Source organism: Fischerella thermalis PCC 7521 (assembly GCF_000317225.1).
Taxonomy (GTDB): domain Bacteria; phylum Cyanobacteriota; class Cyanobacteriia; order Cyanobacteriales; family Nostocaceae; genus Fischerella; species Fischerella thermalis.
Map to the genome: position 1 here is coordinate 114748 of NZ_AJLL01000081.1, position 23582 is coordinate 138329.

At 40.3% G+C, this 23582-nt stretch carries 22 protein-coding genes and 2 pseudogenes; 13 read left to right on the forward strand and 11 right to left on the reverse strand.

All coding sequences use genetic code 11. The features are described from left to right. Positions 1 to 382 precede the first annotated feature (382 nt). From UYK_RS0117425 to UYK_RS0117435, 3 genes are all read left to right on the forward strand, one after another. A complete protein-coding gene (locus UYK_RS0117425) occupies positions 383 to 688 on the forward strand; it encodes a hypothetical protein (protein WP_009459297.1) in 306 nt (101 codons plus the stop codon). A 735-nt stretch (positions 689 to 1423) separates the two neighbouring features. Further along, entirely contained in the window at positions 1424 to 1738 is a 315-nt protein-coding gene (locus tag UYK_RS0117430; protein ID WP_009459299.1) for an RNA recognition motif domain-containing protein, read from the forward strand. Positions 1739 to 2080: 342 nt separating this feature from the next. Continuing rightward, the gene (locus tag UYK_RS0117435) at positions 2081 to 3643 is read left to right on the forward strand and encodes an NAD(P)H-quinone oxidoreductase subunit N (protein WP_009459301.1); all 1563 of its coding nucleotides are present in this window, start codon (positions 2081 to 2083) and stop codon (positions 3641 to 3643) included. A gap of 449 nt (positions 3644 to 4092) precedes the next feature. On the opposite strand, the gene UYK_RS0117440 is transcribed toward UYK_RS0117435, so the two are convergent. Continuing rightward, the gene (locus UYK_RS0117440) at positions 4093 to 4770 is read right to left on the reverse strand and encodes a sugar transferase (RefSeq protein WP_009459303.1); all 678 of its coding nucleotides are present in this window, start codon (positions 4768 to 4770) and stop codon (positions 4093 to 4095) included. Between the two features lie 657 nt (positions 4771 to 5427). Between UYK_RS0117440 and UYK_RS0117445 the strand changes: the two genes are divergently transcribed. After that, positions 5428 to 5730, forward strand: a complete 303-nt coding sequence (locus tag UYK_RS0117445) for a hypothetical protein (RefSeq protein WP_009459305.1) — start codon at positions 5428 to 5430, stop codon at positions 5728 to 5730. Positions 5731 to 5782: 52 nt separating this feature from the next. Here the strand turns inward: UYK_RS0117445 and UYK_RS0117450 are convergent, their stop codons facing one another. The 4 genes and pseudogenes from UYK_RS0117450 to UYK_RS26280 all read right to left on the reverse strand — a co-directional run bounded on the left by UYK_RS0117450 (position 5783) and on the right by UYK_RS26280 (position 7572). Further along, positions 5783 to 5983: a hypothetical protein gene (locus UYK_RS0117450; protein WP_009459307.1), complete on the reverse strand. Its 201-nt coding sequence runs from the start codon at positions 5981 to 5983 to the stop codon at positions 5783 to 5785. A gap of 72 nt (positions 5984 to 6055) precedes the next feature. Next, positions 6056 to 6235: pseudogene (locus tag UYK_RS0117455) on the reverse strand (hypothetical protein); the annotation flags it as partial. An 807-nt stretch (positions 6236 to 7042) separates the two neighbouring features. Continuing rightward, positions 7043 to 7216 carry a hypothetical protein gene (locus tag UYK_RS26865; RefSeq protein ID WP_009459310.1) on the reverse strand — a complete coding sequence of 58 codons (174 nt, stop codon included), beginning with the start codon at positions 7214 to 7216 and terminating at the stop codon, positions 7043 to 7045. A gap of 218 nt (positions 7217 to 7434) precedes the next feature. Then, the gene (locus UYK_RS26280) at positions 7435 to 7572 is read right to left on the reverse strand and encodes a hypothetical protein (RefSeq protein WP_157221836.1); all 138 of its coding nucleotides are present in this window, start codon (positions 7570 to 7572) and stop codon (positions 7435 to 7437) included. Between the two features lie 114 nt (positions 7573 to 7686). Between UYK_RS26280 and UYK_RS26870 the strand changes: the two genes are divergently transcribed. Then, the gene (locus UYK_RS26870; RefSeq protein WP_016871848.1) at positions 7687 to 7824 is read left to right on the forward strand and encodes a hypothetical protein; all 138 of its coding nucleotides are present in this window, start codon (positions 7687 to 7689) and stop codon (positions 7822 to 7824) included. 83 nt (positions 7825 to 7907) lie between these two features. Continuing rightward, on the forward strand, positions 7908 to 8150 hold the full coding sequence (locus UYK_RS0117470) for a hypothetical protein (protein WP_009459312.1): 243 nt from the start codon (positions 7908 to 7910) through the stop codon (positions 8148 to 8150). A 617-nt stretch (positions 8151 to 8767) separates the two neighbouring features. On the opposite strand, the gene UYK_RS0117475 is transcribed toward UYK_RS0117470, so the two are convergent. Then, a complete protein-coding gene (locus UYK_RS0117475; protein WP_009459314.1) occupies positions 8768 to 9514 on the reverse strand; it encodes a hypothetical protein in 747 nt (248 codons plus the stop codon). 129 nt (positions 9515 to 9643) lie between these two features. Here UYK_RS0117475 and UYK_RS0117480 point away from each other — a divergent pair, with 129 nt between their 5' ends. Together UYK_RS0117480 and UYK_RS26285 are read left to right on the forward strand one after the other, a co-directional pair. Next, on the forward strand, positions 9644 to 10231 hold the full coding sequence (locus tag UYK_RS0117480) for a thermonuclease family protein (protein WP_009459315.1): 588 nt from the start codon (positions 9644 to 9646) through the stop codon (positions 10229 to 10231). Between the two features lie 17 nt (positions 10232 to 10248). After that, complete coding sequence (locus UYK_RS26285; protein WP_157221837.1) at positions 10249 to 10395, forward strand: hypothetical protein; 147 nt, start codon at positions 10249 to 10251, stop codon at positions 10393 to 10395. Between the two features lie 240 nt (positions 10396 to 10635). Here the strand turns inward: UYK_RS26285 and UYK_RS0117485 are convergent, their stop codons facing one another. Continuing rightward, positions 10636 to 12141 carry an ABC transporter permease subunit gene (locus UYK_RS0117485; protein ID WP_009453662.1) on the reverse strand — a complete coding sequence of 502 codons (1506 nt, stop codon included), beginning with the start codon at positions 12139 to 12141 and terminating at the stop codon, positions 10636 to 10638. 90 nt (positions 12142 to 12231) lie between these two features. Here UYK_RS0117485 and UYK_RS0117490 point away from each other — a divergent pair, with 90 nt between their 5' ends. Further along, a complete protein-coding gene (locus UYK_RS0117490; RefSeq protein ID WP_009453663.1) occupies positions 12232 to 13005 on the forward strand; it encodes an amino acid ABC transporter ATP-binding protein in 774 nt (257 codons plus the stop codon). A gap of 138 nt (positions 13006 to 13143) precedes the next feature. Here the strand turns inward: UYK_RS0117490 and UYK_RS0117495 are convergent, their stop codons facing one another. Further along, positions 13144 to 13389, reverse strand: a complete 246-nt coding sequence (locus UYK_RS0117495) for a hypothetical protein (RefSeq protein WP_009453664.1) — start codon at positions 13387 to 13389, stop codon at positions 13144 to 13146. 411 nt (positions 13390 to 13800) lie between these two features. Beyond that, the gene (locus tag UYK_RS0117500) at positions 13801 to 14070 is read right to left on the reverse strand and encodes a hypothetical protein (RefSeq protein WP_009453665.1); all 270 of its coding nucleotides are present in this window, start codon (positions 14068 to 14070) and stop codon (positions 13801 to 13803) included. Positions 14071 to 14549: 479 nt separating this feature from the next. Here UYK_RS0117500 and UYK_RS0117505 point away from each other — a divergent pair, with 479 nt between their 5' ends. Next, positions 14550 to 15020, forward strand: coding sequence for a CYTH domain-containing protein (locus UYK_RS0117505; RefSeq protein ID WP_009453666.1), 471 nt, complete (start codon positions 14550 to 14552; stop codon positions 15018 to 15020). Positions 15021 to 15068: 48 nt separating this feature from the next. Here UYK_RS0117505 and UYK_RS0117510 read toward each other — a convergent pair whose 3' ends face one another. Further along, positions 15069 to 16361, reverse strand: coding sequence for a hypothetical protein (locus UYK_RS0117510; RefSeq protein WP_016871849.1), 1293 nt, complete (start codon positions 16359 to 16361; stop codon positions 15069 to 15071). Between the two features lie 360 nt (positions 16362 to 16721). On the opposite strand from UYK_RS0117510, the gene UYK_RS0117515 reads away from it, so the two are divergent. Both UYK_RS0117515 and UYK_RS0117520 read left to right on the forward strand, forming a co-directional pair. Beyond that, on the forward strand, positions 16722 to 16940 hold the full coding sequence (locus UYK_RS0117515) for a hypothetical protein (RefSeq protein ID WP_009453668.1): 219 nt from the start codon (positions 16722 to 16724) through the stop codon (positions 16938 to 16940). Positions 16941 to 17133: 193 nt separating this feature from the next. After that, entirely contained in the window at positions 17134 to 17907 is a 774-nt protein-coding gene (locus UYK_RS0117520) for a hypothetical protein (RefSeq protein WP_009453669.1), read from the forward strand. Positions 17908 to 18138: 231 nt separating this feature from the next. On the opposite strand, the gene UYK_RS0117525 is transcribed toward UYK_RS0117520, so the two are convergent. Continuing rightward, on the reverse strand, positions 18139 to 19464 hold the full coding sequence (locus UYK_RS0117525) for a hemolysin family protein (protein ID WP_009453671.1): 1326 nt from the start codon (positions 19462 to 19464) through the stop codon (positions 18139 to 18141). Positions 19465 to 19992: 528 nt separating this feature from the next. Here UYK_RS0117525 and mfd point away from each other — a divergent pair. Further along, a pseudogene (mfd, locus tag UYK_RS24355) lies at positions 19993 to 23558 on the forward strand (transcription-repair coupling factor). The last annotated feature ends 24 nt before the right edge of the window (positions 23559 to 23582 follow it).

The window sequence follows — 23582 nt, forward strand, 5'->3', positions numbered from 1 at the left end:
TACGGGATAGCATTTGAACGTGCATCTTGACATCAAACCGAAGTATTTTCATACAAATACTACCCCGCCCTCAGTCGTAAGAAAGGACATCTATAACCTAACAGTGGTTATTTATTCCCCATACTCCTCATACTACCTCCACCTCTCCAGCTCACCCATCTCCCGATTTTTCCTACTTGATTTCTTCAGGTTGTGGCAAAATTGAATCAAATTTTGTGAGAGTCCTTAAATTCAGTGAACAGTAAACAGCTATCAGATGTATGTTGGGGATCACAGTCCGTTCCACCAACCCATTCTCGTCCAATTGCTGAGAGTTATACCCACTAATGAAACTGATAACTGTCAATGGGGCTGTGTACCATTTCCTGGGAGAACAAAAGACATGCAACCAATTCGTCAAGGCGATGTGATTTTGCTGCCTGTACAGCAAACAATACAGCAAATCAAGGGACAAAAGCTACTGCACTTGATTTTAGCGGCAGGTGAAGTCACCGGACACACACATCGCATCATTGATGGACAAGCGGAATTATACGAAAAAGATGGTACTTTGTACCTGCGTGTCGTTTCAAAAGAGGCAACACTTGCTCACGAAGAGCATAAAGCTATTTCTATCCCTCAAGGTACGTGGATGGTACGAATTCAGCGCGAGTATCAGCCTCAAGGTTGGCGGTACGTGGCAGATTGAAAAGCATTGATTCTATGGTGCGCGATCGCTGTTTGATTTTTGATGATTGCGCATCTTGTATGTGCATGTATGTTGCATTGTCTGCACCGTAAATTTTATCCTCTGACACTGTATTCTTCCATGCACTCTCATCAATTATGGTTTAAATCTAGGTAAAAATGTTAACAATTGTTTTGTATTTTCAGTTGAGTGAACATAGGGAATCTTCAGTATCCATGAACAAAAACTTATTTTTAGGTCAATACTAAATAATAGGTGTTTTGTTTTAGATGTTTCAAAGTCCAAGTTGAAAATATAAAACTTTGATTTTCATCAAAGTTAAATCAATTAATAAACTCATACAATTAGGTATTTCACATCTTGCCTAAGACATAATTTGATATTTTCACTCTGGTATATTCAGCTTAGCGATCGCTCGAAAACTTTCTATAAACAATCAAACTAATAATAATTATAAAATCTAATATTTACTATTTATTAAGACCTAGTATGGTGACAAATTATTGTGTCAGCTGAAGCATAAGCAATAATAATAGGATTAACCGTTAAAAATAATACATTTTGCTCAAAGATATGCCATAAAAGGGTAAATATAGCCTTGCTAGAATAAGATTTATGTTAAAATAAGGTTGGAGAATAAAGTTCGGCGGTGGTGTTCTTGTTTTTGTTGAAAACTGCAAGTGGCTCTCCGGATGAACGGCTCTGCATATGCATAACTGAATTCTGGAGAGATTAATGTCAATTTACGTAGGCAACCTATCCTACAGTGTTAGCCAAGAAGAGCTAAGCGACGTATTTTCAGAGTATGGCACTGTGACGCGAGTTCAACTTCCCACAGATCGGGAAACGGGTCGCTCACGAGGCTTTGGTTTCGTAGAAATGGAATCAGAAGCAGCAGAAACGGCTGCCATTAATGCTTTGGATGGCGCCGAATGGAAAGGTCGCGTAATGAAAGTTAATAAAGCAAGACCTCGGGAGGAAAAAAGTGGACGCTCCGGCGGTGGTAGCTGGGGAAAAAGTAACAGCGGTGGATACTCTCGACGTTATTAAGGCTTGAATGAACTTATAGAGTTCAACACCTAAAGAGCAATTGCTAGAAGGCATAAATAATAACCATTTGCCAAGCGCAATATAATACTTAAGAACAGCAGATTCAGTATGTCACTGAATCTGCTTATTGTTTGGAAATGTGTTAGTGGTTCGTGGTTGATTGTTGGTAGGTAGTTTTTCCAACCAACAATCAACTATCTACAAATAACAAATTGAAGCATAAATTAATTTGATGCTATTGATCCCGTAATACAAACAGATTTAGGAAACTTTAGTTAAAAAAACAATAGAATTAACACAGTTGGTTCCTTAAATGTCTAATCGCCAAAACCTATACAGCTCATGGATTTTGCTAATGTTGCATCCCAGTTGAATGCTGGAACTATATTACCAGAGGGAATTGTAGTCTTAACCTTCTTGGGGGTTTTGATAGTGGACTTGATTTTGGGGCGCAATTCTTCACGCTGGATTGGATATCTGGCGATCGCAGGTTTGTTAGCCTCCATAGTCGCCCTCTATTTTGAATGGGATAATGCCAATCCCCTGTTTTTTGCCGGTGCTTTTAACGGTGACAACCTCAGTATTGTCTTTCGCGGTATTGTGGCTTTGTCCGCAGCGGTGACAATTTTGATGTCAATACGCTACGTTGAACAAAGTGGCACCGCTTTAGCAGAATTCATAGCGATTTTGCTGACAGCGACCTTGGGAGGAATGTTTTTATCAGGCGCTAGTGAGTTGGTGATGATTTTCGTCTCGCTAGAAACCTTGAGTATTTCCTCTTATTTGCTGACCGGTTATACCAAACGCGATCCCCGTTCTAATGAAGCAGCACTGAAGTACCTGTTAATTGGTGCTGCAAGTACAGCGGTATTTTTGTATGGCGTTTCTCTGCTGTACGGTTTGTCTGGTGGACAAACGGAACTCAATGCGATCGCTAATGGTATTGCTAGTGCAAACCTATCTCAATCATTAGGTATAGTGATTGCTCTGGTATTTGCCATTGCAGGTATTGGCTTCAAAATCTCCGCAGCACCCTTCCACCAATGGACACCAGACGTTTACGAAGGCGCACCTACCCCAGTCATTGCCTTTTTATCTGTTGGTTCCAAAGCTGCTGGATTTGCCCTTGCTATTCGTTTGCTGACAACTGTTTTTCCTCTTGTCGCCGAGGAGTGGAAATTCGTCTTTACCGCCTTAGCTGTGCTGAGTATGGTGTTGGGTAACGTCGTCGCCCTAGCACAAACCAGCATGAAACGGATGTTAGCTTATTCATCCATCGCCCAAGCTGGATTTGTGATGATTGGCTTGATTGCTGACACCCAAGCCGGATATGCCAGCATGATATTTTATTTGTTGGTGTATCTATTTATGAACCTGTGCGGCTTTACCTGCGTGATTCTCTTCTCTCTGCGGACGGGAACTGACCAAATTGCCGAGTATTCTGGTTTATATCAGAAAGATCCCCTGTTGACTTTGGGATTAAGTATTTCCCTGTTGTCGTTAGGTGGTATTCCGCCCTTAGCTGGGTTCTTTGGAAAGATTTACCTATTCTGGGCTGGTTGGCAAGCAGGTCTTTACTGGTTAGTTTTATTGGGGTTAATTACTAGTGTTGTCTCCATCTACTACTACATTCGGGTAGTGAAAATGATGGTAGTTAAAGAACCCCAAGAAATGTCCAATTCTGTGAAGAATTATCCTGCAATCAGTTGGAATTTACCTGGGTTTAGACCTTTACAAGTGGGCTTGATAACTACTTTGATCGCCACTTCCATTGCCGGAATTTTGTCGAATCCATTATTTACCCTGGCTAACAATTCCGTTACCGATATCCCTACTTTGCAAGCTAAAACAGTTGATAGCACGCAAGTAAGTGCTATTTCTACTGAGCAAGCCGAGGGGCTGTAAATTTAATTGCAAATACTTGTTCTGTTTACAATTTTGCAACAAGACGCCTGGCATTTTTGTCAGGCGTTTTTGCGTGTTTTGACCCTGGAGTTCTATGGGGTTTTATTGTTATGATAATTTATAGACATTTTTAACTCAATAAATTTATTGGCTAATAGCCAAAGTCAGATAAATTTGACTAACACGGACTTGTGCTATTAGCCTTGGAATTTATTCATCGGCGGGATATGGCGTAGGTGCAAAATATCAGAAAACCTCACCCCATCCCCTCTGTGCGGGTTCACCACAGGGGTGCCAAAGGCGGGGTGATGTAATGTCTATGAATGGAACTTGGTATTAGTTTTAACAAGGCAAAGTGAGTTAAAAATTTTGCCAAGTAACAAATATTGTGTTACTTGGCATTTATTTATTAGACCTCTGTATTGTTTATTAACTATCGACTCGTTTAATTAGAAAGCTCCTACTCTAGCCATTAGAATATAGAAAGTTTTAGCAATCAATAGCAAGTCATATAAGGGATGCCATTTCTTTTGGTATTGCAAGTCTAAATCTACAATTTGTTCAAAGTCTTTCACATGGGAGCGACCGCTAGTTTGCCACTCACCAGTTAGACCTGGTTTAACATTTAAACGTTGCCAGTGACGTTGATTGTAATGTGCTACTTCGTCAGCGGTGGGCGGGCGTGTTCCTACTAAACTCATTTCCCCAATCAGGACATTCCAAAATTGCGGAAGTTCGTCTAAGCTAGTGCTTCGTAAAAAACGTCCTACTCTGGTTACTCGGAAGTCATTCTTATTTTTAAATATAAGCCCGTTAGCTTCATTTCTAACTAAGTATTTTAGCTGTTCAGCCTCAGGAACCATTGAGCGGAATTTACGAATATAAAATGGTCGTCCTTGTAATCCGTAACGTTCTTGTACAAAAAAAATGGGACCAGGACTGTCTAGTTTGATCGCGATCGCGATCGGGATAAATACAATAGCTAGTATAAATAGCCCAATGATGCCACCCAGAATATCTAAACAACGTTTAAATTTAGACGTTACTGAGGGGTGAGGATGAAATGATAGGTTCCATGTGTTAGAAGTTGCACCTTCAACAACGGTTGTAAATGGTATTTCGTACATTGTCAAGCCGAGTGTTGAGCGAAAAAGTTATTTTACGTACCTTTATTTCGACTATAGACTCACCTTTATTATTAAGATTCAAATACAACCGTATATTCACTGAATCTTCATCTAGTAGATAGGGATCATCACTTTTTATAAATTTCACATAAAGCGTATTTAATATATCTTATGGTGGATGAAAAAACGTTTTTCATCTGGATATCACAACTAATTGTGTTAAAATTTGCTATCAACTGAGTGTTAACATTGAAACACTAAAGTCAGTTATGTTACTTAAGAATATCAGCTTGTAATCCCCACTCAAACATTGATATCTATCAAGGTTGGAGAAAAGCGATTTTGCTTTGTATAAAAAGCAAAATCATTGCAAAAACATACAGTAACTCTAGTATTTATTTTCTCCCTAAAAGTCAAAAATCGTATATGGTGGTGGCTAGAAATAACACTTTGTTTTTGTAGAGTGTTTTCCTGCTGAGATAGATGATGTTTGAGTTGAAACTTTTTGCTCTTAGAGCGTAACTTATCTTAATTGAAGTCTGGAAAAATCACAGACTAATATATAAAGTGGCAACAGCTGCTTGTATTCAACTTATTAAAAAATTAAGCAACAAAAAATTTACTGTGATGCGATCTCAAAATTAAGGAGTTGGATAAATGGTTATAGCAGGGGCGGAAATTAAAGTAGGTCGCTTAGAATCTATTGTTGAGCAAATTGGAGAAGCTGTACTAGCCACTACAGAAACTATTGAACGTTTAGCTCAAAGAGTGGATAATCTTAGCACCCAAGTTGAAGAACAAGGAAAACAGTTGCAACAGCAGGGCTATCAAATCTTAGCCTTGTGTGACGCAGTACAAACTCTGGCTGAAACACAGGATCATTCACTGCAAAGAATATCGCAGCTGACAAAAACTTTAGATAGTCTGATGAAACTCATTGAAGCATCAGAAGAAAGATGAAGGCTAAATAAGTAGACATCTTGCAAAATCGTATCTTATGTATTTCAGACAATTAACGTAGAGGGACATAGCCTGCTTTTTCAACGAGCTTTTGACCTTCTTTGGATAGTAACATATTAACGTAGGCAATCCCAGCAGTTTCGTCAGGTGTACCATCCCGACAAATTGCGATGAATAAACGCCTAGTAAAAGGATAAGTGCCATCTTCTACAAAAGGTGACACGTCATTCAAACGACAACGAAAACCTTTCATTAAGTTTATTGTTGCACCTTTCCCTGATAAACAACAACGAACCTCTTTCAGGCTCTCAACCTGCTTAGTAAATCATTCAGTGAATAAACTCATAATCCTCCGTTCTTCGCAGACTTTAATGTTAGCAGTGATAGACATTCCTGACTGTAGAGAAATACTTTTACCCTTGATATCTAGCGATTGTTTCTCTAAACGAATTTTTGCTGGAAAACGATAATAAGGATGTGTTTGATCTAGTGGCATTGAAGTTGAGCGATCGCACCTTCTTCTGCTCAAGTTTTAATTTTATTTAAAATCTGTTCCTCGATAGCTAAATTTGCCTTGACATCTTGAAGCTTAATTTTATTTTGTGCAAATTTTTTCTTAGTTTGTTAAATTTTACTAATTCTCTCAGCACAAATTGAATCTAAGTGCTAAGGTTCGTCATTTTTGATTGGTAAAGTCTGAATAATGTTAACCTTCTTTTAACCTAGTTCTCATTATTGGCTAGCATCAAAGTCTCATAGCAATTGTTGGCAAAAATCAGCAGATAAGATAGAGAGTAAAAATACTCTGCTTAGAGAATTAAATGTTAGGGTATATTATGCGATTTTATTTTTAGTATTTCGCTAAAATCGTACTAAGACAAATGATTGGTTAAAGCCCACAGTCTAAGAATCGAGTATTATCTTACACTAGATTATGGCTACACAATCTGACCGTCAAAAGCGAATCATGGAGCATCTAGCTCGGAGTACAAACGACTTTATAAAGCCTACGCTGAACTCCAGCTCAAATGACCGCAAACAGCGAATTCTAGAACATGTCCGTTTAACAAGAGGGTAACTACCTTCTACTATCACCTTGTGGTCGCGATTCACCTTTTTTAGTACAATAGTACTGTCAATGGTGAAATCGCCAAAGTCAAAACACTAATATTGGATGCTTCTTGTCTTTATTGACTCGAAGCATCTTTTTGTTTAAGTGAGATGATGTATAGCGAGAGCGGGAAGGGTGCTGTTAGGTGGGTGGAGTTATCTATTGCAAACATTTTTGGAATTGGTATGAGATGATATTTTATCAACTATGAGAATCAGTTTTTTTACCAACAATTGCTTGCAATACACTCCATAGTAAAAAGAAGAATGCTGCAACTAATAACACGAGCATTAAATTAGCAAGAGCAGCAAAGGGAGAGATGATAAACAAAATTAAGAATATAAAAATTAAAGTCGTGATCAGTGTTCTATGCATATTTTGTCACCTTGAATAATTGCTAGTCTTAAGCTAATCATAATGATTTATAACTTGTTCACATTCAACAGAAGTAAATAGTCTTAATTCCTAAGTATGATTTTAAAGTTATGTGTATTGAAAATAGAGAACAGAGATTAACTCAACAGTAAACCTATAATCCATTGCTGCTAATCGCTTACGCAATTGACCCTACGGAAAGCCGTTATTGGGCGTATCTATAACTTTTCATACTCTATGGAGGTAACAGAGAGATCGCAGTTAGTTTTTGTACTCTCTACGGTAAACTGCAATATATTAAGAATGTTCACAGACTTGATTGTGCGATCGCCTTGTTGTAGCAGAATAAAAAACATAATCAAATAACATTGATCATCTTTTAAGTAGAAAAAGCTTAATAAAAGTAAGCATCCGCTAATTACACATGTAGTGATTGCAATATCACAATCAAAAATTGGAGGTTAGGAATTATGGCAACTCGCAATAATTCAGAAAATAGTTTGTGGCACAAAATTCAACAAGATTCTGTTAGCTGGGGGTCTTTAATACTTTGGGTTTGTGGTTTGGCTGTAATGTTAATTTTGGTGACAATGTTTGCTTCTGTTTGAATTAAGCAAAACTCCAAGCAATCTGTAAACTTAGGAAGCTCCGATGAAAGTGTTTTTCAACTTTTGAACAGGAGAAAATTAATATGCATCCAGAAAAACTTCCTAGATGGTTACTTGGAGCTTATCATCATCTAAAAAAAATTAAAATAGAAACAGTGAACTGCCTAAAATGCATGAATACTAAACTTTTAGCAACAGTTATTGTATTAGCTTCTAGTAGTTTAGCTGTTTCTGTAAAAGCCCAACAGCCTGAGACTCAAGTACCAACCAAATTATCCAGTCAAGTTCTCAATGCTTGTGTTCAAAAACTAGGATTGTGTTCATAATCCCAACAATGACCTTCACGCCAGACTCGACTAAGATTATGTTCACAATCAGCTTTATTAGTTAGCCAAGGAATAGATGTGGGGTGAAATGATTGAGATGAACGACTCAAATTAGAAGTAATTAAAGTGAATTTCAAGGAATAAATCCCATAGATGCAAGTGGATATAACAGCAAAAAACACGCTCACAAAGACTATATTTCGATAATACCAAGACACTTTATTTGCCGGAGATTGAAAAGATTGTTTTGAACTCTTTTTTTGATCTAATGAAAACATAAAAATGAAAACCAGATACTACTTAAGTGTGTACTTAAGCAGCTTTGACTGATATGCTGTAACAGCATATCAAACTATTGATTCGGGATCAGTATATTTAGTAATGCGTTCTTCAAAAATTTACGAAATTGTGTAGTTTTTAAATGACAATGTAAATAATACTGGATTCTAATTGTAAAAAAGTTCATACAACAAAGATCCCCGACATTTCTAAAAATTTGGGGATCTAGGCTTTGCGATTCTCATAAATCATATATAGTTCCCTCCCCTTTACAAGGGGAGGGTTAGGGTGGGGTAAAAAATATTTGTGTAAGAGATCTGCATTCCCCTGTGCAATTATTAAGCGACAATTAGTTCAGAGTCACTTTCCGAAGCAGCACCATCTTGTACTAAAGAACGAGTTTGTCCTTTAACTTGCAAAATATTAGCTGCAAACGCCAACAAAGCATTTACTTTACGAGTACGCCACTCATCTACTAGTTTTTGCACCTCAACAGCAGACATCCGTCGCATCATTGCTTCATAGAGATATCCAGCATGGCCAGTTTCATCCTTGGCAACACTTAACATCCCTAACTTGAGATTACGACTTTTTGGATCATCATCAGGCAACACCTTTGCCATGCGTGCGAAATCTTTACTGGCGTCTAGTTCTAGGATGTAGGTGCTACCCATAAAAACACCCCAGTCAATCACATCTGGTTTTAACTGTTCTTGAGTGTAGCCCTCAAAGTAAGCAGCAAAAAATGGGCTACGTCTTTGTTGTGATTTGTTTTCCTCAGTTCCCTGCGGTAAACTCTTAAAATCAATCACTTGTTTATTCAGCTGCTTTAAAGCATGGGCAAAAATTTGACCATGTCTGGTTTCATCTGCTGCATGTTTTGTCAATTTTTCTGCCAACCATGTATCACCTTCTACGGCGGCGCGATCGCTAAGTTTTGTCAAAAAAGGTACAGAACCAGATTCTGCTAACTGAAAACCTGCGAGAACATTAGGACGGGTTTTAGAGTCACGGATTTGTGCGGCGCTGTAGTATGCAACTGCACCCGAACCCACAAGATGCATGACGTAAGTCAAAAAGTTCATGAGAAACTTATACTTACTGTTGGGAGTTTACATTTCTTATACTAACGCTTAATATCTATTGAACTTCTGTCTACGTGATGATGCGCCCTAATCCTGATACATTTGGCAAGCAACTAGACAAAGAGGAATATGAATTTTAGCGTTGTGAAAACAAGTAAACAAACTTTACTTTGGCTTTGTACGGCTATCCTAATTTTTGGTTTGATGGGATGCGATCGCCTGTTTCCTTCAGGCGACATCGTAGAACGAGTCAGCGATGGTGATACTATCAGAATCAAAGATACAAAAGGTAATGAATTCACCGTCCGCTTTGCTTGTGTGGATGCACCAGAAATACCTCATTCCACAAAAGAAAGACAAAGTAAAGCCGCCAGCGATCGCAACCAATTTACTTGGGGAACAAAAGCGCAAGCAAGAGTGCAAGAACTAATCAACCAAGCAGGCGATCGCGTTAATCTTACAGTTACAGACAGCGATCGCTATGGGCGCAAAGTTGCAGAAGTTAGATTACGTAATGGTACTTTTATTCAAGAATTGTTAGTACGTGAAGGGTTAGCACTAGTTTATCGTCCTTACTTAAATAAATGTCCTAGTAAAGAAATCATTGAAGCAGCCGAAACCGAAGCCAAAGCAAATCAAAGAGGCGTTTGGAGTGATACCAAATTCGTGAAACCTTGGGAATATAGAAGTTTGTATAAGTTAAAAGCTAAAAACTAAAAGGCAAAAAATATAAAATGATTACGAACACAGATAAACCATCAGTGTACCCTGCACCGAAGCCGCCCTTAGGGGCGTCTACATCGGTGTGTATCGGTGTTCGCCTTCCCAAAAAATATCGGACTCAGCAGATAACTTACAGCCACAATCAAATCGATGAATAACGAGCACAGATGAACACAGATGCACACAGATAAACCATCAGTGTAGCCTGCGGGAAGCCGCCCTTAGGGGCGTCTACATCGGTGTGTATCGGTGTTCGCCTTCCCAAAAAATATCGGACTCAGCAGATAACTTACAGCCACAATCAAAATCGATGAATAACGAACACAGATGAACACAGATGCACACAGATGGTTTATCGATGTGTGTCTATTATTTTTTCATAATTCATAATTCATAATTCATAATTTCTTAGCTGGACTCATCCAAATTTCCAACTTACTAAAAGCTTGCGAAGAAAGCAGCGTTAAACATAAATATATTACTGCTACAGCCGCATAAATTTCAAAGGGGCGGTAATTGTCTGCAACTATTAATTGTCCTTTGCGGAATAATTCTTCAGAACCAATTACAGCCACTAAACTCGTATCTTTCAACAAACTAATAAATTCATTACCCAAAGGTGGTATCATCCGCCGAAAAGCTTGGGGGAAAATAATATAGCGCATCGTTTGTACAGAACTTAAACCTAATGATTGCGCTGCTTCTGATTGTCCTACTTCTATTGATTGAATCCCAGCACGAACAATTTCTGCAATGTAAGCAGCACAATTCAAACTCAATGCAATAACTGCTGCTGCAAAGCGATTAAAATTAAACGTCAAACCAAGCTCCTGTATAATTGCAGGTATGCCAAAATAAATCATGAAAATTTGTACCAATAATGGTGTACCCCGGAAAAAATCAATATACGCTCGTGCTACCCAACGTATAGGCTTGATATGAGAAAGACGAATAATTCCAATTAAAGAACCCCCAACCAAACCCAAAACAATAGAAAATATTGTTAGTTGCAGCGTTACCACAGCGCCTTGTAATAAAATTGGCAGAGACCGCAAAACCACACCAACAGAATTATTTAGTCCAGATTCCCCAGAACCAGTATCAGTAGTAAATGGTAATTTTGCTGGTAAATCAGGCGGTGTTGCTTTAAACCATTTTTGATAAATTTGGGCATATTCACCACTTTTCAAGACACTTGTCAAACCTCGATTAATTAATGCCAAATTAGGTGAATTTCTCCCCGTAGCAATACCGTAATACTCCTGGGTCAACAACTCCTGCACCACCTTAATTCCCTGAAGATTACCAGTATTAATTGCATATAAAGTCACTGGTGCATCATTAATAACCGCATCTACATTACCATTTGCCAACTCTTGTAATGCCAAAGGTGCAGAATCAAAACTGCGAATTTGCGCCCCCGGAACACTTTGAGCTTTCTTTGCACCAGTAGTACCAATTTGCACAGCAACTCTCTTATTCCGCAAACTTGCAAAATTAGTAATATCTTGATTGTCAGCACGAATAGCGATCGCTAACCCCGCCTTAAAATAAGGACGCGAAAAAGAAACAGCTTTCGCCCTCTCCTCCGTAATAGTGATCGAACTAATCGCCGCATCCACTGTTTTTGCTTGTAAAGCTGGGATAATCCCATCAAACGGTATACTCTGGAAATTAACATTAAAATTAGCCGCCTTAGCGATCGCCCTCATCAAATCGTAAGAAAAACCTTGGGGTTGACCACCCTCCCCTATAAACTCAAAAGGAGGAAAAGCAGGTTCCGTCGCCACCTTCAAAGTTTTAACTGCACCACTTACACTATCGTTAAAACCATAACCACCAAGTAACAACAAACAACAAAATCCCATAACCAACACAAACCGTAACCAGCTTAAAACCCTCATCCTCTCTTCCCTCTTGGCGTCTTGGCGTCTTGGTGGTTCATTAATACACCATTACCCAAATGAATAGATAACTAATTCTCCTACACCCCCATGAACTCCTCCACCCCCGTGATCACATTTCATAACATTGAAAAAAACTTCGGTTCCCTCAAAGTCCTCAAAGGAATTAGCGGTGAAATTAACCGAGGAGAAGTAGTCGCCGTTATCGGTTCCTCTGGTTGCGGAAAAAGTACCCTACTGCGCTGCTTCAACCGCTTAGAAAAAATTGATAGCGGACATTTAACAGTCAACGGTATTAATTTATCCCATCCCCAATTCAATCAAAAGCAACTGCGACAATTACGGACTCAAGTTGGCATGGTTTTTCAACAATTCAACTTGTTTCCTCACCTCACAGTTTTGGAAAATTTAATACTAGCGCCTTGCAAAGTCTTAGGTAAAACCCGCAAAGAAAGTACACAACAAGCAGGGTTTTATCTAGAAAAAGTGGGACTATTTGACAAAGCATCAGCTTACCCCCAACAGCTTTCTGGTGGACAAAAACAACGGGTAGCTATTGCTCGCAGTTTATGCATGAATCCCCAAATAATGCTATTTGATGAACCCACCAGCGCCCTAGATCCAGAACTAGTCGGAGAAGTTTTGCAAGTAATGCAGGAATTAGCAACTGAGGGCATGACAATGGTAGTTGTTACCCATGAAATGCAATTTGCTCGTGAAGTTGCACATCGCGTTATCTTTATGGATAAAGGCATTGTGGCAGAACAAGGGCCGGCTAGTGAAGTGATCTCAAATCCCCGAAGCGATCGCCTGCGTACTTTTCTGAGTCGCCTGAATGGAGTGGTGGGGAGGTGGGGGGAGTAAGTAGTTTAAAGAATAAGTAACTACTAACCACTAACTACTAACCACTAACTACTAACCACTGTACAGAGGTGCCACGACACGTCTGGTACAACAACCAACCACCAACCACCAACTAACCACTAACCACCAACAAATCATTTAAAGATATTCGCGCAAGAAATCAAAGGGTTCATCTTCCCAACATGGTTCTGGAACCATCAAACACAATTTACTGTTGATATCTGCTTCAATTTCATCACCATCTTTCCTGTCAAAAAGTTCTTTCAATGCCTTCCAGTCACGCTCTTTCAGGGCCGATAATGGCGGAGCATGCACTTCTTCTTGGTGTGTTTGGGAATTGAAGTGAAGAATTTTAATTAACTCCCAGGAAAGATTGTTCTTCACGATCTATAAATAAAAATTATTTTAGCTTTAACAATGGTAGTGTAACTGCACAGGCAGCATTTAGCAGCACTTACTAGATCATTACACGTTTCACACAAATAGACCGGAAATAAGTAGAAGCCAGTCCCAATAAAAAAATTTTACTCACCACCAAGCATGGACTTATACAGCAAGCACTTTAGCTAGCTTGTCGTCCCTTCTACCTTTACCCTATTTCAAATATTAGGTTTCACTAAAATCAGGCAGTGATATGGTTGTAAAAAGTAAAAGCTGCTTATTTTCTACAGGAATAACAAATTGAACTCCCTCGCCCCTACACCCTTACACCCCCACGCCCACACATGGGTACAAACGCAAGCTAACTGGATAAATAAACAGCTTTTAATTTATATTGACTCAAGCTTATAAGTGTTAGCTGTGAAAGAAAATCGCATAGTAAAGTGATGGGTCGATGCGATCTGTGAAGGGACGGTATAAATATCGCTCTTGGGTAGAATCTGGTCTGTCTTCTTCAAATTGATTTTCTTGCTGTACTTCTGCTGTGCGGCTGTGGATAGATTGTGTTAAGGCAGACAATTTTGACCATGCAATAGAAAAGGGATTTTGTAGATATCTTTGAACTACTGATTTGTGATTAGTCTCTACAACATCTACAAATACATGCTCGGTATTCTTCGACATATAAATTCTCCTTTATAGAGTAGAGTTTATGTCAAGCTTTTTCATCACCCACACTAATGCTTGGGAACACTTCAAAATTTCTCAAAAATTTCCTGATTTAACTATATGATGCAGTTAAATCAATTTATGCACTTTTAAGGCAAGACCCAAACAATTCTCAAAAAAACTTAAGCTTAGATAGAACTACTAGATAGCTAAATAAAATTCCAGAAATCAATATGATATGTAAATAAATATAAATTATGTCCGATGTGAATTAAGGCGGTAAGAAAATTTCTGTTTTAGAAAGCGAACACCGATAAACACCGATAAACACAGATTACAGATAGATTATGCGTTGATGGTTGAGTGGTAATTGTTGATTGTTAATTATGCATTACTATTGAAATATTATTACTCTTAGTAAATTGATGTTATATATCAAAATTGCACTTCTCTATACAACAAATAACTAATGACTAACTAATGAAGGGATTATTATGGCGAAGGAAATAGAGCGTAAATTTTTAGTTAAAGGAGATGAGTGGAGAAAACTGGCTGAAGGTAGTGTATACCGTCAGGGATACATTGCTACACAAAAACAAGCTACTGTACGTGTCCGCATAGTAGGCAGCCAAGGTTATTTAACAATAAAAGGCCCCAGTATTCACTACTCTAGATCTGAATTTGAATATTCTATTCCGATTGAAGATGCTCAAGAAATGCTGGATAAGTTGTGCGATCGCCCTTTAATAGAAAAGACTAGATATAAGATAGACTGGGGTGGTTTAGTTTGGGAAATAGACGAATTTGAAGGTGTTAATAAAGGGCTAATATTAGCAGAAGTCGAACTCAATCAAGAAACACAAAAAATTGAATTACCTCCTTGGATTGGTGAAGAAGTTTCAGAAGACCCCAGATATTTCAACAGTAATTTAGTCAAAAACCCCTTTTCACAATGGGGTGGTTAGTGGTTGGTTGTTGGTTGTTGGTTGTTTACTCCCCACACTCCCCATCTCCTATTCCCTACTCCCTTCCTCAAGACGCTTGTGCCATTCTGCGTCAATTTGATCACTACGCTCAACTTCCTGTTCTAGCAAGTCGGCTTCAGTGGAATACACTAAATCTTCTTTACCAACTATTTTTTCAGCCGCAAATTGTCCTGCATAGGCTATTTTTTGTTGCAATTGAGTATCTGCACTTGCTAATACTCTGGCTCGTGCTTGTCTAGTACGGTTGCGTTCAGTTATTTTACGATTACGCCATTGAATCCAAAAATAACGTACTAAGGGTATACCCAAAAAACCAATACCATAAGCCAACAGCAGCCAATAAATTCCTTGGGCAAAAGCTACTAATCCGCCTAAAACAGCTGCTGCTGTACCATCTCTTAACAAGCTTCCCAGAATTAAAGCACCGACAATATTGACGACACCCAACCCAGCACTGAGGAGAATTTGTCCGGAAGAAGCTGCACTAAAACGCCAGGGTAATTCTTCTAGATAGGGTGATATTGAGCGATCGCGTTTTTTGGCAGCACTTACTTGTAAATCTGGGAAATAATAGACAATTTGCCCTTCTGGACTTACTTTTGGCTGACCATTAAATCGCGTCAAAACTGGCAGCATATAATCTTCATACTCTTGTTGATACGTTTCACCAATATCATCAAGGTAGGGAGCTATTTGTTCAGCTACCACTGCGCCTTTATTATTGCGAATTACTGCTGCAATTGTCCGCCAACGACGTTTTTCTAAGTTGGCGTTGGGGTTCCCATCACCAAACAAAAATGAAAATACTGCTTCCAGAAAGTTCAGATCGCTTTGTCTTCGTTCCTGTTGTCTTTCTGGGTAGTATGTGTCGTAGTTGGGACTGAAATACCAAAATAAATTGGGAAAATAGAAAAAGCCTCCGCCAAAATCACTACCGCGATCGCCACTATCGCGATCGGAGTTAGCAGACATAATAATCACGAGGATAGTGATGTAAATTAAGGCGATAGAAGCTATGAGTAAAATACCAAAAGAAATCCGGATTATATAAAATAGGACGCTCCAGATTTTTCTCCACCACTCCTGCAACTGCAACCGCAAGTATTTGCTGCGCAAAATATCTCGAAAATTGCGCGGAAACAGGTAAACAATATCGCCTGATTCTGCTACCTGCATATGTCCACCAGCGTCTGATGCGAGTGCCAATAGTCCAGCACTTGCGAGTTCGACATTTAATCCTGCCTGGGATGCCACATCGCCCACTGTGACACGATAACCCAACCGTTCTACAGCTTGCATGATGGCGGGATTGGGAGCCATTGCTCTCCCCTCCTATTGAAAACTACTCTTTCTTCTTCAAGTATAAAGTTTTATTTTTCGCGGCTTGGCAGTAGGGGAAAAGGTTAAAGATCAAGGGGGAAAGGAAATTAATCAAACTCACTTTAACCTCAGACTCTTTGCTTTTGACATAGTTTGATCACAATGTACCTTTGGATAGTTATGTCAATGATTTAAAATATTTATTAATATAGTTATACAGAAATTAATAGTAATCAAGGGCAAAAAGTGCTTGTAGTGAATATCACATGGGTATTTCACTGGTAGCCAAGACAGCTACTGGTGGTTTTTCGTCATATCTAGGTTCTTTGCGTATTTTTTAACTAACGGAGACAAAAAAGCATGAATAAGCAGCAACCTTCTGAAACCAAGGAATTTGTCGGCTATCTGAAGAATGGAATTTGGCTGTTTGGCATCTCTTCTTGGTTATTTGGCATTACAGATAGAAGTATTGCTTCGTTTGCAGATGGATATCTATCTGCATTGGATTTAACGCAATTGTTGACAGCAGCCACATTTTTTGTCGCATGGCTATTTCTAAAGCCTACAACTAATCCATAAAAACAGCTAGGCTAAAGCAATTTCTCAAGCAACGGGGGGTATGCCAAAATGTGTAATTACTTTTATTGCATTGGCAATTAAATACGCATTACCCATAACTGTGTGTAGCTCTGAAAACCATCACAAGCTTTTATGTTCTTCTATTAACCAAAAGCCATGATGGAAAAAAGACCTACATGGGAATTAAAGCATTATGTATCTTAACTTTTTTCTCAGTTCTAGTATTGGAATTGTAGTTTCCGTATTGCTAATTTTTAGTATATTTCAATGGTTTCATTTACCCTCTGGTAACTTTTTGGATTGGGTGATTGGTGGTGCAAGTTTTTGGTGGTTGTTAGTGATTGTGACAGTGCCTTGGAATGTCTATTTTAAAGCCAAAGAAGTATTAGCAGAGGCAGAACAATCAACAGAAAAAGAAATCCCTGTTGATGATAAACAATTGGATTATGTGAAGATTTTAGCCAAGCGATCGCTCCTAATTGCCATTACTTTACACTTAATCTCAGCAGTTGGTCTTTATATTCTCGCTCTTAAAGGTATTAGTGCTGTCGGATACTTCGGTTCTGGTGCAGCTTTACTCTTAACAGGTTTACGTCCAGCGATCAGTGCTTATGAATATTTATATACACGCTTAACTGCGATTGGGAATGAATGGAAATATCCCCGCCAAGACATTGTCGAACTCCGTAACCGCTTGGATGTCAACGAAGACAGGATTAAACGCATAGAAGAACAACTAGACCCCGAAAATTCCTACTCGCTAGTAGCAAATCAGCAACGTTACACAGAAGACACACGCAAAGAATTGGCTCGTCTTTGTGCTAATTTAGAAGAATTACGGGCGACAAATCAAACAGAACACGAACGCCTAGCAAGAGAAGCAAGGGCTGCGATCGCTCAACTTTCCACCGACGGGCAATTTCTCGACCATGTTCGTGAGATTATTAGATTTTTTAAAACAGCCTAGAATCGGGAGCATGGGGAGTGTGTAGACGCGTAGCGGCTTTCCGTAAGGGTGGAGTGAGGGAAGGGAAGTGTGAGGAGTGGGGGAAGTGTGGGGAGTGTGAAGAGTATAAAGAAATATTTTATCCTTGTACTTCTCATACCCCTCACACCCCTCACACCCCTCACACCCCTCACACCCCTCACACCCCTCATACCCCTCATACCCCTGTCATCACCCCATCTCCCCAAAACCCTAATCTCCTTTTTCCTGATCAGCCGATCGCATCTGTTTTGGTATAACCAGGACTTTATCCACGCGATTACCATCCATATCCATGACTTCAAAACGCATACCTTGCCATTCAAAGTGATCAGCGGCTGCGGGAATTCGACCGAGATGGGTAATCACAAAACCACCCAATGTTTGGTAATTACCTTGATGAATTCGTAGATATTCCTCAAGGTCGAACATTTCAAAAAATTCTTCTACAGATAACATTCCATCTAATAACCAAGATCCATCTTCCCGTTGTACAGCTTGGGGATTCTCCAGTTCATCGGCTGTGGGAACATCACCCACAATTTCAATCATCACGTCGTTGAGAGTGACTAATCCCTGAATCACACCGTATTCATCTACTACCAAAGCCATGTGAGTGACAGTTTGTTTGAACAACTCCAAAACTTTCAAGCCACGGGTGCTTTCTGGGACAAATTCAGCCTTTCGCAATGCTACAGTTAAATCTAGCTGTTCTCCACACAAACTCCGAGCCAACAAGTCAGTCACAGCAATTATACCAAGGACATTATCTAGTCCTCCTTGACAAACCGGATACCGAGAATAACCATTTTCAATTATCTTTTGACGATTTTCTGTGGGAGAATCATCCAAGTCTAGCCAGACAATATCCGGACGCGGTGTCATAAAAGAACTGACAGGGCGATCACCTAAGCGAAATACTCGCTCTACCATATCTTGTTCCGCTTCCTCAAAAGTCCCCTCTTCAGTACCTTGCTCGATTAAAACCCGGATTTCTTCTTCTGTGATTTGTGGTTCTGTGGATGGTCTAATGCCTAATATACGCAGCACTGCATCAGTAGAAATACTTAGTAAAGAAACAACTGGTGAGCCAATTGTTGACAACATCCGCATCGGAATAGCAACTATAGAGGCAATTGGTTCTGGGTGGTTCAATGCCAATCGCTTGGGAACCAATTCGCCAAGAATCAACGTCAGGTAAGTGATAATCAAAACAGCAATGACAGTGGCGATCGCATCAGCATAGCGTTGCAACCAAGGGACAAAACCTAAAAAAGGCTCTAGTCTTCTGGCTATGGTCGATTCAGCAAAAGCACCGGATAAAATACCAAGCAGAGTAATACCTACCTGAACAGTAGCCAAAAATTTGTTGGGGGAGGAAGCCAGTTCCAAAGCAACACGAGCCTTGTGATCCCCGCGTTCGGCAAGCTGTTGCAGACGCACTTTTCGAGCTGAGACGATCGCCAACTCAGACATGACAAATAGGCTGTTGGCGAAGATTAGTAGAAGAATAATTAGAATTTCGATAGTTGGTGACATTCTTTAAAATTACCGATGCTATCGGCAACCACATTTTAAACTTTAATCTGAATTAGTATCCGGTATCTAACACTTACTTAGCTATCCTGTCGGAAGCCGAAGAAGGCGCGTCTGTGTTCAGTCAGGTCAAAAATCAATCGTCAATCGTAAAATAAATCTTTACTATGGACAATTGACCCTGGATACCTGACTATAGACACCTCAAAGAGTTATGTAGACAAACCCAGCCATTAGTCATTATTCATTAAGTGATTAATCAGTCAAGAAAGACTGTTAAAGACTGTTTCGGTATATTAGCTATTGTCCAGTCGTAATTGTACTAGGGACTAACATATTTTCAAGTAAGCCATTCATGAATGTTGGTACACAACCAAACATGAAAATTCTTACCCCATCTACCCTCTGCCATCTGCTCTCTGCCTTATTTGAAAATAAGGGTTGATTATCGTTGACATTTTTAAAATAGTTAAAGTAAACGCTATGATTGTGCATTGCTGGTCAGAACGACTCCCACCTATTTAAAAAGTTATGGCATTTTCTTCCATTGTGCGCGCTCTAGGGCGATCGCCGCTCACCACAGAATTTATCTCCAAGCTGGATCGGCACCAAGATTTACATTTAAATGGCATTCCTCGCCTGCCAAAAGGCTTGCTAGCTTCGGCACTAGCTCAAACTATGGGACAGAATTTATTTGTGGTCTGTGCCACTTTGGAGGAAGCTGGACGCTGGACAGCACAACTGGAGGCGATGGGATGGCAAACTATACATTTTTATCCCACATCCGAAGCATCCCCCTACGAACCTTTTGACCCTGAAACCGAAATGACTTGGGGACAGATGCAGGTATTGGCAGATTTGGTAAAATTTAGAACCCAGGAAGATGGGGAGGTGGGGAAGTTGGGAGATGGGGAGACAGTTTCACCTCATCACTCCATCACTACCAGCCGAATGGCCATCGTCGCCACCCACGCCGCCTTACAACCCCACCTACCACCGCCAACAAGCTTTGCTCCTTTCTGTTTTACCCTCAAACAAGGAATGGAATTGGATTTAAATAGTTTCAGTGAAAAATTAGCGAGTCTGGGGTACGAACGGGTTGCATTAGTAGAAACAGAAGGGCAGTGGAGTCGCCGGGGTGATATTGTTGATGTGTTTCCTGTGTCCTCTGAACTGCCAGTCCGCTTAGAGTGGTTTGGTGACGAAATTGAGCAAATCCGAGAATTTGATCCGGCAACTCAACGTTCAGCTTTAGATAAAATCGACCAATTAATTCTCACTCCCACTAGCTTTGCGCCTGTGGTAATGGCAGCTTTGAGTGGGGAAAGGCTAGAAAATGTCAAAACCTATCTTTCCGCCGTCGAAAAAGAACAATTTGAAGCAGGTACATCTTTAGAAGGTAGCCGTCGCTTTTTAGGCTTGGCTTTCACAAAACCAGCTTCATTATTAGATTATTTACCAGCAAATACTTTAATTGCTATTGATGAACCAGAACAGTGTCATGCTCATAGCGATCGCTGGGTAGAAAATGCCGAGGAACAGTGGGCAAGCGAGAATCGGGAAGAATCCAACCAATTACCAATTACCAATTACCAATTACCAAAAATTCATTGTTGGTTTGATGATTGTTTGGCTGCTTCCCAAGCATTTAAGAAAGTATATCTATCAGAAATTGCCGAAGAAAATCAAGGTATAAATCTTGCTTGTCGTGGACTACCAACGACGCCCCACGCTTATGCCAAAATTGCTGAAACCCTTAGACAAGAGCGCGATCGCCATTTCTCGATTTGGTTAATTTCGGCACAACCTAGCCGTTCCGTCTCGCTGTTGCAAGAACACGATTGTCCTGCCCAGTTTATCCCGAATCCCCGCGACTACCAGGCGATCGACAAGTTACAAATTAATCACGTACCAGTTGCTCTGAAATATTCCGGTTTGGCAGAGTTGGAAGGTTTTATCCTGCCGACTTTTCGCACAGTGATTGTCACTGACCGGGAATTTTACGGGCAGCATACTCTGGCAACTTTCGGTTATATCCGTAAGCGTCGTAAAGCTGCTTCTAAGCAAGTAGACCCCAACAAACTCCGTCCCGGTGATTATGTAGTTCACAGAAATCACGGTATCGGGAAATTCCTCAAGCTGGAAAGTCTCACGGTTAACAATGAAACCCGTGATTATTTGGTCGTGCAATACGCAGATGGTTTGTTACGGGTAGCAGCCGATCAAGTCAATGCTTTATCACGCTTTCGTACCACCAGCGATAAGCCACCAGAACTAAATAAAATGACTGGTAAGGCTTGGGAAAATACCAAGAACAAAGTCCGCAAAGCCATAAAGAAACTGGCGGTGGACTTGCTGAAATTATATGCAGCGCGATCGCAACAAAAAGGTTTTGCCTTTCCGGCAGATATGCCTTGGCAGCAAGAACTGGAGGACTCGTTCCCTTACCAACCCACAACCGATCAGCTCAAAGCTGTACAAGATGTGAAACGGGACATGGAAAGCGATCGCCCAATGGATCGCTTAGTGTGTGGCGATGTCGGTTTCGGTAAAACTGAGGTGGCTATCCGCGCTATCTTTAAAGCAGTCACCGCCGGCAAACAAGTGGCACTCCTTGCACCTACTACTATCCTAACGCAGCAACACTATCACACTCTCAAAGAACGCTTTGCCCCTTACCCGATTAACATTGGTTTACTTAACCGCTTCCGCAGTCCCCAAGAACGCCGCGATATTCAAAAACGCTTGACAACGGGTGAATTAGATGTAGTGGTGGGTACACACCAACTATTGAGCAAAGATGTAAATTTCAAAGATTTGGGAATGTTGGTGGTAGATGAAGAACAGCGGTTTGGAGTGAACCAAAAAGAAAAATTAAAACTTTGAAAACTCAGGTGGATGTACTGACTCTCTCAGCCACACCCATCCCCCGTACCTTATATATGTCTTTATCGGGTATCCGGGAAATGAGTTTGATTACTACACCCCCACCATCCCGCCGTCCGATCAAAACTCATCTTGCACCAATGAACCCAGAAACAGTCCGCAGTGCCATTCGGCAAGAACTCGACAGAGGCGGACAGGTGTTCTATGTCGTACCCCGTGTCGAAGGTATCGAAAAAAGAACAGAGGAGTTGCGGCAAATGATCCCAGGGGCAAGAATAGCGATCGCTCACGGACAAATGGAAGCAGGCGAATTAGAATCGATCATGCTTTCCTTCAGTAGTGCGGAAGCAGATATCTTGGTTTGTACCACAATTATTGAATCTGGTTTAGATATCCCCCGCGTCAATACAATTTTGATAGAAGATGCCCATCGTTTTGGTTTAGCACAGTTGTATCAGTTGCGGGGAAGGGTAGGACGTGCAGGGATTCAGGCTCACGCTTGGCTATTTTACCCGAAACAACGCACATTATCTGATGCTGCCCGCCAACGCCTACGAGCCATCCAGGAATTTACACAGTTGGGTTCCGGGTATCAATTAGCCGTGCGGGATATGGAAATTCGCGGTGTTGGTAACTTATTGGGTGCAGAACAATCAGGGCAAATGGAAGCAATTGGTTTCGATTTATACATGGAAATGTTGGAAGAAGCCATTCGGGAAATCCGGGGACAAGAAATACCCAAAGTTGAGGACACTCAAATTGATCTCAACCTCACAGCCTTTGTTCCTGCTGATTACATCCCCGATATCGATCAAAAGATGAGCGCCTACCGTGCGGTAGCTGCTGCCAAATCTAAAGAAGAACTAACACAAATTGCTGCTGAGTGGAGCGATCGCTACGGTACAATTCCCAAACCTGCTAGTCAACTATTGCGGGTGATGGAATTGAAACAATTAGCTAAAAAACTAGGCTTTAGTCGCATTAAACCAGAAGCAAAACAACACGTCGTTTTAGAAACACCAATGGAAGAACCTGCTTGGAATTTGTTAGCAGGAAATTTACCAGAAAATCTCAAATCTCGTTTTGTTTATTCACCAGGAAAAGTCACAGTGCGCGGTTTGGGAGTGTTCAAGGCAGATCAGCAATTGCAAACCCTCATAGATGCGTTTGAGAAAATGCAGGGTGCGGTTGTGGAAGCGGCGGTTATTTAACTCAAATCTTGATTTACAAGGCTG